Raw genomic sequence first — 12,356 nt, forward strand, 5'->3', positions numbered from 1 at the left:
TGCTCGCGAGTACCACCACCCAGCCAACACCGTCGTCGCCCCTGACCAACCGCTTTCTCCAGCAAGCTCACACAGTGAATCTTGAGTGGGCACAGCATCCGAGCTTGGTACCGATCAAATGTGCGCCTTCAGCTCCCCCTCTGTTCGCCATCCAAACGAAAATGCCCGGCACAGGCCGGGCATCTCAGACGAACAGAAGACGGGTTTGATTAATCGGCATAACCGAGTCTGGAAGCTTTGCGCTCTTGCGCTTGACTGCGGGTAGCCAGGCAATAATACAACGGGCAAGTCACCACCAACCCCACCAGCCACGACAGATCAGCCCCTTCCACCAGATTGGCATACGGCCCGACATACAACGACGTATTGGCAAACGGCAGCTGCACAATAATCCCGATGAAATACGCAACGATCGCATGCAGATTGAAACACCCGTAAATCCCGCCATCCGCACGGAAGATCGAGGCAATGTCATAGCTGCCACGCTTGATCAGATAGAAATCAATCAGGTTGATCGACGCCCAAGGCACCAGCACCAGCAACAGCGCCAAAATCAGGCCGATGAACTGCGAGATGAAATCCGCCGAAGCGCCCAATGCGACGAGGCAGCACCCCGCCAGCACGACACTCGACAACACCACGCGCACCTTGATGCTCGGCGTCCACTGACTGGCGAAGGTCTGGATCGAGGTGATGATCGACAGCACCGCGCCATACAGATTCAAGGCGTTGTGGCTGATGATGTTGAGCAGAAACAGCACCATCAGGATCGGCCCCAGCCAGCCGGTTGACTGCTTCACTGCTGCCATCGCTTCGGTGCCTTCCGGAGTCGCCAGCACCGCCACCGCGCCGAAAGTGAACGACAAAATGGTGCCCAGGGTCGCGCCCAGATACGTGGCGAAGAACGGACGGGCGATCCCGATATCCGCCGGCAGGTAACGCGAGTAGTCCGACACATAAGGCGAGAAGCTGATCTGCCAGATGATCCCCAACGACACCGTTGCCAGCCAGCCCGACAGGTTAAAACCGCCACGGGTGAAGAAGTCCACCGGCAGGTCATGGGCGAAGATGTAAAGGAAACCGGCAAGCAAGGCACTGCCCATGACCCAGGTCCCGATGCGATTGAGGGTGTGAATGAAACGGTAACCGATCACCCCGATCGCGGTGGCGCTCAAGGCGCCGATGAGGATGCTCGCCGGCACCGGAACCGAAGGCGCGATGCCGACAATGGACTTGCCGGCCAGCACGATGTTGGAGATGAAAAAGCCGATGTAGATGATCGCCGCAAAGAACACGATCAGCAGCGCACCATAACGACCGAACTGGCCGCGGCTCTGGACCATCTGCGGAATCCCCATGCGCGGCCCTTGCGCCGACGCCAGGGCAATCACCAGACCGCCGACCATATGCCCGAGCGCAATCGCCAACAGCCCCCAGAACAGGTCAAGGTGGAACACTTGAACCACCATGGCGCCGGTCACGATGGGCAGCGGTGCAATGTTGGTACTGAACCATAAAGTGAAAAGGTCGCGGGCCTTCCCGTGGCGTTCCGCGAGTGGGACGTAATCGACCGTGTGATTCTCGATCAGGGGGTCTTGCCGGGACATCTGGGACATGTGCATGAACTCTAGTTTGTCTGATCTTATAGTTGTACGAAGCCAAACCGGGGGAGCTCTTTGGCTGCCCCTCAGATGCCGGTCATATTATGGTATTCCATCTTTTTAACAAGACTGCTCCGGTCTTTTAGCACCTATCTGAGCCGCAATACTCAAGCATCAGCGCCCGTTTAAACGGGCTACAAGCCCCGTAAACATTGGCTACAAGACCAAAGACGTACGTTTATCGGGTCAAAAAAAAAGCCCTTGCAAACTATGTATTACGGTATACCATCAGACCTACAAACACATAAAAACCCGCATTACACCGCCAGAGGACCGTCCCATGATCGATGCCGCCATCTACAAACAAGTGATGGGTTCGTTTCCTTCCGGGGTGACTGTGATCACCACGCTGGATGACGATGGCCAAATCGTCGGCCTGACCGCCAGCGCCTTCAGCTCGCTGTCCATGGACCCGGCCCTGGTGCTGTTCTGCCCCAACTACAGCTCCGATTCCTATCCGGTACTGATCAAGAACAAACGCTTTGCCATTCACGTCCTGTCCGGCGGCCAGCAGAGCGAAGCCTATGCTTTCGCGCGCAAAGGCAAAGACAAGGCGCAAGGCATCGAATGGACCTTGAGCGAACTGGGCAACCCGATTCTGGCCAACGCCACGGCAGTGATCGAATGCGAGCTGTGGCGCGAATACGAAGGGGGCGACCACGCGATCATGGTCGGCGCGGTGAAGAACCTGATCGTGCCCCAGCAGAACGCCGGGCCACTGGTGTATTGCCACGGCAAAATGGGCGCCCTGCCCGTGCTCGCCTGATTCGACAATACTCAGAGATAGCTTGCGTACATCGCGAATATCCAGACTCCAATAATCAGCCCGGTCGACTCTCGATCGACCGGCCAACAACAAAAGATCCGAGGTAAGCGTCATGAAGTTTTCCCTGTTCGTGCACATGGAACGTTGGGACGAAAGCGTCAGCCACCGTCAGCTGTTCGAAGACTTGACCGAACTGACCCTGATGGCCGAAGCCGGCGGTTTCAGCACCGTCTGGATCGGCGAACACCACGCCATGGAATACACCATCTCGCCGAGTCCGATGCCGCTGCTGGCCTACCTGGCCGCCAAAACCACCACCATTCACCTCGGCGCCGGCACCATCATCGCGCCGTTCTGGCACCCGTTGCGGGTCGCCGGCGAATGTGCGCTGCTGGACGTGATCAGTAACGGTCGCATGGAAGTCGGTCTGGCCCGTGGCGCCTATCAAGTTGAATTCGATCGTATGGCCGGCGGCATGCCCGCCTCCTCCGGCGGCCAGGCGCTGCGCGAGATGGTTCCGGTGGTGCGCGCCCTGTGGCAAGGCGATTACGCTCACGATGGCGATATCTGGAAATTCCCGACGTCCACCAGCGTGCCGAAGCCGATCCAGAAGCCCAATCCGCCGATGTGGATCGCCGCCCGCGACCCGGACTCGCATAACTTCGCCGTGGCCAACGGCTGCAACGTCATGGTCACGCCGCTGATGAAGGGCGACGAAGAAGTCCTCGACCTGAAGAACAAATTCCAGGCGGCCTTGGACAACAATCCGGACGTACCACGTCCGCAACTGATGGTGCTGCGTCACACCCACGTTCACGCGGTCGATGACCCCGAAGGCTGGAAAGTCGGGGCCAAGGCGATCTCCAGGTTTTATCGCACCTTTGATGCCTGGTTTGGCAACAAGGAAGTGCCGATCAACGGTTTCCTGGCGCCGAGCCCGGAAGAGAAGTTCGCCGAGCGCCCGGAGTTCAAACTGGAGAGCCTGCACAAGACCGCCATGATCGGCACCCCGGAAGAAATCATCCCGCGCATCAAGTACTACCAGGAACTGGGGGTCGACGAGTTCAGCTTCTGGTGCGATAACAGCCTGCCCCACGCGGAGAAGAAAAAATCCCTGGAGCTGTTCATCAAACACGTGGTCCCGGCGTTCCGCTGAGCCCACCACCCTGCCCTTCGGACGCGAAGCCGGGGGGCTGACTGACGTGTAGGGTCGATTCCAATGATCAATGATCGCCGCCCATCACTCGCCCTTCCCTCCGGCGCCGAGCAGGCTTACCTGCGCGGCGAATGGACCGCTTCGCATCTCCATTTCAAGCGCCTGCGCGCCAGCGTTACCGCCAAGCAGAACGGCTTCTGGCAACCCGTTTACTGAGCCACCCGAACTGGAATTCACGCACTCCACGTCTCGTCATCACGAGGCGTGCCCGGTGCATTGTGCTTCGCCCATGATCAGGTTTGCTCAATGAACAATAAAAACGCGCTGTTGATCATCGACATGCAGCAGGAGGACGGTTTCGTCCTGGAAAACCTCGACACGGTGGTGACCCACACCGCCGCTCTGCTCGAGACCGCCCGCCATCAACGGGTGCCTGTCATCTATACCCGCCACATCAATCAGGCCGACGGCAGTGACTTGCCGCGCGGCGAACCGCGAACGGCTGACGGCGGCCCCAGCAGCTATCGCGCCGGCACCCGGCAAGTGGAAATCATCGAACGTCTGGCGCCGCAGCCTGATGAACTCATTATCGACAAGGGCCGTTACAGCGCCTTCCACCGCACCGACCTGGACGCCCGACTCAAGGCACTCGAGGTCGATACCCTGATCGTCTGTGGCGTGTTGACCGATGTCTGCGTACTGAGCACGGTGTTCGATGCTTTCGCCCTGGGTTATCACATTCGGCTGGTCAGCGACGCCTGCACCGCGACCACACTGGCAGGACACTACTCGGCGCTGCTGATCATGGCCAACTGGGTGTACGCCCTGGAAATCCTGACCTGCGCCGAATGCCTGCGAGCCCTGGAGAACCGCGATTATCTAAGCCTGATTCCAGAGCGCCCGAATCTGTTCGCCCACCAGCCCCATGAGCTGGAAAGCACCATCGCCCGTTTGCAAACCCGCCTCGTCCGGACTCAGGAGTGATCGTCATGCAAGTCGAAAAACGCAGCATCGATTTTATCCCCGAGGCCGAACGCCACGGCCAACCGGGCTCGTTGTTCTTCATCTGGTTCGGCGCCAACATGAACATCACCACCATTGCGTCCGGCGTGTTGCCGGTGGTCATGGGGCTCAATCTGTTCTGGAGCGCACTGGCGATCATCATCGGCTCGCTGCTGGGCGCGATTTTCATGGCCTCCCATTCTGCCCAGGGGCCGAAACTGGGCATCCCGCAAATGATCCAGAGCCGGGCGCAATTCGGCATATTGGGGGCAGTGCTGCCGCTTCTGTTTGTGATGCTGATCTACCTGGGGTTCTTTGTCAGCAATACCTTGCTCGCCGCCCAGGCCCTGGAGTCCGTCAGCCCGCTGCCGGCCACCGGCAACATCTACCTGATCGGGGCGTTGTGCTTTGTCGTCGCGCTCTATGGTTATCGCCTGATTCATCGTCTGCAGAAATGGCTGTCGCTGCTTTCGCTGCTGGTGTTCATCGCCGCGACGGTACTCGCCTTGAAGCTGCCGATCCCGGCCGAACAATGGCTGGCAACGGGCTTCTCGTTGTCGAAATTTCTGGTGGCGGTGAGCATCGCAGTCACCTGGCAACTGTCCTATGCGCCTTACGTGGCCGACTATTCGCGCTACCTGCCGAGCAGCACACCGACCGCCAAGGTGTTCTGGTACAGCTACGCCGGCACGGTCAGCGGTGGTGCCTGGATGATGATTCTCGGGGCGATCCTCAGCGTCGGTATCACCGATTTTTCCAGCAACGTCGGCAGCCATGTCGCCGGGCTGTTTGGTGGCGGCGCGCTGCTGCTGTTCGTCTTCATCGTCTATGGCCAGGTGTCTATCAATGTGTTCAACCTGTACGGCGCCTTCATGTCGACCATCACCGTGATCGAACCCTTTGCCCGGCTCAAGGTGACGCCTCGGGTGCGCGGCCTGTTCATGCTGGTGATCAGCCTGGTCGCCACGGCCTTGTGCACCATCAGTCAGGACGACTTCATCACCTTCTTCCTCAACTTCATTTTCTTCATGAGCTATTTCCTGATCCCTTGGACGGCAATCAATCTGGTGGATTACTACTGCCTGCGCAAAGGCCAGTACCGGATCGATGACATCTTCGACAAGAACGGGATCTACGGGCGCGTCAACTGGATCGCCTGCGGCAGTTTCGTGCTGGCAATCGCCCTGGAAATCCCCTTCATGAACACCACGTTGTATGTCGGCCCGGTGGCCAACGCCCTGGATGGCGTAGACCTGGCCTGGATCGTCGGGTTGCTGGTGCCGGCCCTCAGCTATTATTGGTTGATGAAACTCGGCAAGCGCGCCCAAGGAGTCGGCGAATTGTCCTGATAACCCCCTGAAAGCCAATGCCGGGTGCGATGCCCGGCGTTGTACCCTCGCGCAACGGTGTATTCAGCGCCCTTGCCAATCCATGCAGCGCTCGAAAATCGCGCCCTCGCCAATCCATGCAGCGCTCGAAAATCGCCCCCTCGATACCCCGTACTTCCCGTATATCGGCATAGATCCCCACACCCTTTCCCCAGACATGCTTGATCGGCTGATCGGCGCAGCGTATCCGGTAGTTGGGTGTGAAGGGTTCCTGCCGTGACAAGGCATATTGCACCTCGCGCCAGACGTAATCGGCATCCTGGGCCAGGATCAGGCTGTTGTAGGTTGACTCATGGTTGTCCACCAACCGCTCCGATGGATACCCGGTCAGTTGCAGGCAACCGACACTGACGAATTCCATGGTCCCGTCGCCGTAGTTGCGGCCGCGATAGATCTGCCCCGGCATGCTGCCTAGCAGGCTCATGCTGCTGCGCTGGCTGACCTGCAAGGCAATCTCGCGGCGCTTGTGCGCGGTAATGTCCCCGGCCCCCAGATAAAAACCCTGAGCCCCGCGTTTGAGGCTGACGTCGAACAAGCGCAGTTCCCCCGAAGGGTGAACAAAACGCAGCCGCTGGTTGAAGGAGGTCTCGGGGCGGCGACGCAACTCATGCAGCGCCTGGCACCACAATGAACGGTCTTCGTGGTGCAACGTTGCATTCCTTACCCGGTAGATCCATCAGCTCGACCCAGGCCAGGTTGAAGTGCGCGATCTGCCCTTTATCGCACAGTTCGAGCAACGCCGCCGGAAAGTCGATCCATCAAGTGCAAGGGCAGTGTCTGCACAAATGCCTCTGGCCGTTCCATCATCTAATGACGCTCCTCGTGTCTCACCGACGCGCCGTTGTGCACCCACGCCGCCAGCTCCAGGCGCGAACGCAGGCTGAGCTTCTGCAAGAGATTCCTCACATAGATTTTGACCGTGCCGTCGCTGATCCCCAGTTCCCGGCCGATCTGTTTATTGCTCATGCCAGCGGCGATCAGGCCAAGGTCTGCCCCTCGCGCTCGGTCAGGTTGCCGGTGTCGAGCGGATCCGAATCGTGTGCAGGCCGGGTCACCGATTCGCCCTCATCGGCCAGCAGCGCAACCAGGGTTGAATCCAGAACGATCGCACCCTTGTGGCAATTGCGCATGTAGGCCAACAACGCATCGGGCTCGGTTTTCTTGAGCACATAACCACTGGCCCCCAGGCGCGGGGCCGTCAACAGCTCGGCGCGATCCATCAAAGCGGCACCACCACCTGGCAGTCCAGACGCAACTACCGCAGCTCACCGAGCACCTGCAAACTGCTCAAGCCGGGCATGTGCAGATCAAGCAAGACCTGCTGCGGCGTCAGGCTCACGGCCAGGTTGGTGCCTTCTCGGCCACTGGAGGCCTGTCCCACCACTTCGAAGTCGTCACTGGCGCCGTACAGTTGTGCCAGGCGTTTGCGAAATAACGGGTGATCATCGACCAGGTCGTGCAGTCCATCGAAGCGCCCCTGTCGTTGCAGGCCAACTGCTCGGTCAGCATGGTGCACTCGCGCAGCGTCGATGTACCGGCGTTGTGCAGGTTGGCGGACATCGTGGTCGCGGCGGTGGGTCGTCCTGAGATGATCGACGCCAGCTGGCTCAAATCCGGGGCGGTGGTGATCGATGTCGGCATCAATCGCATTGCCAGTGAGTCCGGCAATCGGCTGGTAGGCGATGTCGATTACGCCAGTGCTCGCACCGTCAGCCGTGCGGTCACGCCGGTTCCAGGAGGCGTGGGGCCGATGACCATTGCGTATCTGCTGAAGAACACCCTGATCGCCAGTCAATTGCAGCGTGCTGCCGAAGCGCGCGGGCGAAAGTCGATCAGTGATGCAGCGTTGAGCTGAGCACCACGAAAACGGCCCACTCGAAGGTGGGCCGTGTCGTTCAATAGTAACTATCAGTGGTTGTAGGCACTCTCGTTGTGTTCAGCCAGATCCAGCCCCATGTCCTCCACCGATTCATCGGCACGCAAGCCTATGACCGCGTTGATCGCCTTGAGAATGACCCAACTGATGGCAAAGCAGTAAACCGTCGTCAGCAGCACGCCCTTGATCTGCGCCACGACCTGAGCGCCCATGCTCACGCCTTCCACCAACCCGCCCAGGGACGGCACGCAGAACACGCCGGTCAACACCGCGCCGATCATTCCGCCGATGCTGTGCAAGCCAAATACGTCGAGGCTGTCGTCATAACCGAAGCGGCGTTTCAGCACAGTGACGCTCAAGTAGCAGAACACCCCGCATAGCAGACCGATGGCCAACGCACCGCCTACGCCCACATACGCACACGCCGGAGTAATGCCGACCAAACCGGCCAAGGCACCACTGGCGAGGCCCAAAGCACTCGGTTTGCCAACCTTGAACCACTCGGTGAACATCCAGCCGAGAATGCCGGCGCACGCACCCAATTGAGTGTTGAGCATGACGATGCCAGAAGTGCCATTAAGGCCACCACCGGAACCGATGTTGAAACCGAACCAGCCAACCCAGAGCATCGCCGCACCGGCCATGGTCAGGCTCAGGTTGTGGGCGGGCATTGGCGTATTCTGGTAACCCTTGCGCTTGCCGAGAATCAGGCACGCGGCCAAAGCGGCGACACCGGCATTGATGTGCACGGCGGTGCCACCCGCGAAATCGAGTACACCCCAGTTATGCATCAAAGCGCCCGAACCACCCCAAACCATATGCGCCACCGGGGCATACACCAGAGTGAACCACAACGCCATGAACCACAGCGCTGCCGAAAACTTCATGCGTTCGGCGAATGCACCGGCAATCAGCGCCGGGGTGATGATCGCGAAGGTCATCTGGAAGGTCACGAACACGCCTTCCGGAATATCCCCCACCAAGCTCTCCGGGGTCATGCCGGCCAGAAAGGCCCGGCTCAAACCACCGACGAAACTGTTGAACGTCACCTGCCCCTCGACCATGCCGGTGCTATCGACCACCATGCTGTAGCCATAGATCACCCACAGAACGCCGACCAGGCCGGCGATGCCGAAGCACTGGGTAAACAGCGAGAGCATGTTTTTCGCCCGCACCAGACCGCCGTAAAACAATGCGAGGCCCGGCAGACACATGAACAGCACCAGCACCGCGGCGGTCACCATCCAGGAGGTGCTGCCGGTGTTCAATGTGGGTGCGTCGGCCGCCTGGGCGAGCGGCGCGAGTGCGCCGGCCGCCAATAAGACAAGAAGGGATTTGCCGAGAAGACGATTGACCATGTTCAAAGCTCCTGCAAAGGAATGGTAGGTGTCTGGCAGCGAGCAGTTGTTATTTCATGGGCCTCTTGGCGGGCCCCTCAATCTGTGGCGAGCGAGCTTGCTCGCGCTGGGTTGCGAAGCGGCCCAAAAATCTTTGCGAGTGCTGCGCACTCGAGCGGGAGCAAGCTCCCTCGCCACAGTTTTTTGTCAGTAACCGGTACCGGAACCCGGAACCCAATTGGTCCCCGCCAATGGCACCCGGGCCATGGCCGCCGACTCCACAGTCAACGCCACCAGATCCTCGGGATCGAGGTTGTGCAGATGCGACTTGCCGCAAGCCCGGGCCATGGTCTGGGCTTCCAGCACCATGACGCGCAGGTAGTTGGCTAAGCGACGGCCACCCTCCACCGGATCCAGTCGTTTGGACAGTTCCGGGTCCTGTGTGGTGATCCCGGCCGGGTCGCGACCGTTCTGCCAGTCGTCGTAGAAACCGGCGGCCGAGCCGATTTTCTTCAGTTCATCGTCCAGGCGTGGATGGTTATCGCCCAAGGCAATCAGCGCCGCCGTCCCGATGGCCACCGCATCCGCACCCAGCGCCATCGCCTTGGCGACGTCGGCACCGTTGCGAATCCCTCCGGAAACGATCAGCTGAACCTTGCGATGCATGCCCATCTCTTGCAAAGCCTGTACTGCTTGCGGGATGGCGGACAAAATCGGGATCCCCACGTGTTCGATAAATACTTCCTGGGTCGCCGCCGTCCCGCCTTGCATGCCATCGAGCACAATCACATCCGCCCCAGCCTTCACTGCCAACTTGACGTCGTAATACGGCCGGCTGGCGCCGATTTTCACGTAGATCGGTTTTTCCCAGTCGGTGATTTCCCGCAGCTCGGCAATCTTGATCGCCAGGTCATCCGGGCCGGTCCAGTCCGGGTGACGGCAGGCGCTGCGCTGGTCGACACCGATCGGCAAGGTGCGCATGCCGGCCACACGCTCGGTGACTTTCATCCCCAGCAACATACCGCCGCCACCGGGTTTGGCGCCCTGCCCCAGGACGATTTCAATCGCGTCAGCCTTGCGCAGGTCGTCCGGGTTCATGCCGTAGCGCGACGGCAAATACTGATAGACCAAATGCTGCGACTGGCCGCGTTCCTCCGGGGTCATGCCGCCGTCACCGGTGGTGGTGCTGGTGCCAGCGATGGTCGCGCCACGGCCCAGGGCTTCCTTGGCATTGGCCGACAAAGCACCGAAGCTCATGCCGGCGATGGTCACCGGAATCTTCAGGTGGATCGGCTTCTTGGCGAAGCGGTTGCCGAGGATCACATCGGTGCCGCACTTCTCCCGATAGCCTTCCAGCGGGTAACGCGAAACGCTGGCGCCGAGCAGCAGCAAGTCATCGAAGTGCGGCAATTTGCGCTTGGTGCCACCGCCGCGAATGTCGTAGATGCCGGTTTCCGCGGCACGCTGGATTTCCTGAATGGTCAGGCGGTCGAAGGTGGCTGACTCGCGCAGTACGGGAGCCGCTTTTTGGCTGATAGGGTCATTCATATCTGTTCTCCTCGCGCGGATCAGTACGCGGACGCGTTATCGACTTTGAAGTTGTACAACTGACGGGCCGAACCGTAGCGCTTGAAGTCAGCCGCCTTATGCTCGAAACCGGCGCGATTGAGCAGCCCTTGCAGCTCTTCCAGGTGCTCGGCGCGCATCTCTTTCTCGATGCAGTCCGAGCCGAGGGACTCGACGGTACCTTTGACGTAAATGTGGGTTTCGTACAACGAATCGCCCAGCGCATCGCCGGCATCACCGCAGACCACCAGCCGTCCGGCCTGGCCCATGAAACAGCTCATGTGGCCGATGTTGCCACCGACCACAATGTCGATTCCCTTCATGGAAATCCCGCAACGCGCCCCGGCATCACCTTCAATCACCAGCAAGCCGCCATGGGCCGTGGCACCCGCCGCCTGCGAGGCGCTGCCTTTGACCCGAACGTAGCCGGACATCATGTTCTCGGCGCAACCGACACCAACATTGCCGTGGACGGTGATCGAGGCCTTTTGATTCATGCCCGCGCAGTAGTAACCGGCGTGGCCCTGGATATCGATGGACACGGCTTCATTCACCCCGACCGCGAGGTTGTGCTTGCCATCAGAGTGAGTCACCAGCCACTCGTGATCGGTCACGTTATTGACCTGATCGTGCAGCGCCTGATTGAGGTCACGCACGGTGGCAGTGGAAAGATCGATGGTTTTCATATGTGCGCTCCTTAAGCTGACTCGCGTTCCCAGATGTACATTGTGGCCGGTGCCGGCTCCCAGACCCTGGCGTGTTCGATGCCCGGCAGGCTCGACAGCGCCTGATACTCGGAGGCCATGGCCACGTAGTCGTCGGTCTCGGCGAGGATCGCCGGCTTGCAGGCAATCGGGTCGCGGATTACGGCAAAACCGTTGCGGGTGCCGATGGCGAAGGTGAAGAAACCGTCGAGATCCTCCAGCGAGTGATCCAGCGCTTCTTTCAGTGAGTCGCCCTGCTGCAGGCGCCAGGTCAGGTAGCCGGCGGCCACTTCGGTGTCGTTGTCGGTTTCGAAGTGAATGCCTTCGCGCTTGAGTTCCTGACGCAGGCGGAAGTGATTCGACAGCGAGCCGTTGTGCACCAGGCACAGGTCGGCGCCGGTGGAAAATGGGTGACTGCCTTCCATGGTCACCGCGCTTTCGGTGGCCATGCGGGTGTGACCAATGATGTGGCTGCCCTTCATGCCGGCCAAGCCGAAGCGTTGGGAAATCTCCTGGGGCAAGCCCATACCCTTGAGAATTTCGATGCTTTGCCCGGCGCTCATGATGCGCAGGCTCGGTGCCAGTTCGGCGAGGGCCAGACGTACCGGCGCCTCTTCGGCATGAATCTTCAGCACCGCGGCACTGGCGTTCTGGAACCAGTCCAGCGAACAGCCAAGGCGCCCTTCCAGTTCGCCCATCAGGGTTTTCCAGTCGAAGCCTTCGGTGGTCGCCTGCAAGGTCAGCTTGACCCAGCCGTCCGCCACTTCATCGCCATAAATGGCGAAGCCGGCACTGTCCGGGCCACGATCGGTCATGGCCTGCAACATCGGTTCGAAGAGCTTGCCGAGCTGGGATTCCAGCTGCGGATTTTTCAGGTAAAGACCTACGATTCCACACATA

10 protein-coding genes and 3 pseudogenes are annotated in these 12,356 nt (G+C 60.0%); 6 read left to right on the forward strand and 7 right to left on the reverse strand.

Translation table 11 applies throughout. The features are described 5' to 3' along the window. Positions 1-209: 209 nt before the first annotated feature. Positions 210-1,616, reverse strand: coding sequence for a purine-cytosine permease family protein (locus tag AC1D2Q_RS11010; RefSeq protein ID WP_095129263.1), 1,407 nt, complete (start codon positions 1,614-1,616; stop codon positions 210-212). A 325-nt stretch (positions 1,617-1,941) separates the two neighbouring features. Here AC1D2Q_RS11010 and AC1D2Q_RS11015 point away from each other — a divergent pair, with 325 nt between their 5' ends. The 5 genes from AC1D2Q_RS11015 to AC1D2Q_RS11035 all read left to right on the forward strand — a co-directional run bounded on the left by AC1D2Q_RS11015 (position 1,942) and on the right by AC1D2Q_RS11035 (position 5,934). Then, on the forward strand, positions 1,942-2,427 hold the full coding sequence (locus AC1D2Q_RS11015) for a flavin reductase family protein (protein WP_056740501.1): 486 nt from the start codon (positions 1,942-1,944) through the stop codon (positions 2,425-2,427). A gap of 112 nt (positions 2,428-2,539) precedes the next feature. After that, positions 2,540-3,583 (forward strand): LLM class flavin-dependent oxidoreductase, encoded by a 1,044-nt coding sequence (locus AC1D2Q_RS11020; protein ID WP_477813208.1) that lies wholly within the window; start codon positions 2,540-2,542, stop codon positions 3,581-3,583. A 63-nt stretch (positions 3,584-3,646) separates the two neighbouring features. After that, positions 3,647-3,799, forward strand: coding sequence for a hypothetical protein (locus AC1D2Q_RS11025; RefSeq protein ID WP_176471562.1), 153 nt, complete (start codon positions 3,647-3,649; stop codon positions 3,797-3,799). Positions 3,800-3,889: 90 nt separating this feature from the next. After that, complete coding sequence (locus tag AC1D2Q_RS11030; RefSeq protein ID WP_123722583.1) at positions 3,890-4,567, forward strand: cysteine hydrolase family protein; 678 nt, start codon at positions 3,890-3,892, stop codon at positions 4,565-4,567. Between the two features lie 5 nt (positions 4,568-4,572). After that, positions 4,573-5,934, forward strand: a complete 1,362-nt coding sequence (locus AC1D2Q_RS11035; RefSeq protein WP_477813209.1) for a purine-cytosine permease family protein — start codon at positions 4,573-4,575, stop codon at positions 5,932-5,934. A 121-nt stretch (positions 5,935-6,055) separates the two neighbouring features. Here AC1D2Q_RS11035 and AC1D2Q_RS11040 read toward each other — a convergent pair. Both AC1D2Q_RS11040 and AC1D2Q_RS11045 read right to left on the reverse strand, forming a co-directional pair. After that, positions 6,056-6,780, reverse strand: a pseudogene (locus AC1D2Q_RS11040) (PAS domain-containing protein); the annotation flags it as partial. Further along, positions 6,781-7,435: pseudogene (locus AC1D2Q_RS11045) on the reverse strand (LuxR C-terminal-related transcriptional regulator). It lies immediately after the preceding pseudogene. Positions 7,436-7,444: 9 nt separating this feature from the next. On the opposite strand from AC1D2Q_RS11045, the pseudogene AC1D2Q_RS11050 reads away from it, so the two are divergent. Continuing rightward, positions 7,445-7,828: pseudogene (locus AC1D2Q_RS11050) on the forward strand (bifunctional 5,10-methylene-tetrahydrofolate dehydrogenase/5,10-methylene-tetrahydrofolate cyclohydrolase); the annotation flags it as partial. A 53-nt stretch (positions 7,829-7,881) separates the two neighbouring features. Here the strand turns inward: AC1D2Q_RS11050 and AC1D2Q_RS11055 are convergent. The 4 genes from AC1D2Q_RS11055 to AC1D2Q_RS11070 form a co-directional block, all read right to left on the reverse strand. After that, a complete protein-coding gene (locus AC1D2Q_RS11055) occupies positions 7,882-9,207 on the reverse strand; it encodes an ammonium transporter (RefSeq protein ID WP_477813210.1) in 1,326 nt (441 codons plus the stop codon). 186 nt (positions 9,208-9,393) lie between these two features. Next, positions 9,394-10,734 carry an FMN-binding glutamate synthase family protein gene (locus AC1D2Q_RS11060; protein WP_477813211.1) on the reverse strand — a complete coding sequence of 447 codons (1,341 nt, stop codon included), beginning with the start codon at positions 10,732-10,734 and terminating at the stop codon, positions 9,394-9,396. 20 nt (positions 10,735-10,754) lie between these two features. After that, a complete protein-coding gene (locus AC1D2Q_RS11065; RefSeq protein WP_477813212.1) occupies positions 10,755-11,438 on the reverse strand; it encodes a protein glxC in 684 nt (227 codons plus the stop codon). Positions 11,439-11,449: 11 nt separating this feature from the next. Further along, complete coding sequence (locus AC1D2Q_RS11070) at positions 11,450-12,355, reverse strand: class II glutamine amidotransferase (protein WP_477813213.1); 906 nt, start codon at positions 12,353-12,355, stop codon at positions 11,450-11,452. Position 12,356 lies beyond the last annotated feature (1 nt).

It is taken from the genome of Pseudomonas sp. P1_A1 (assembly GCF_056406935.1).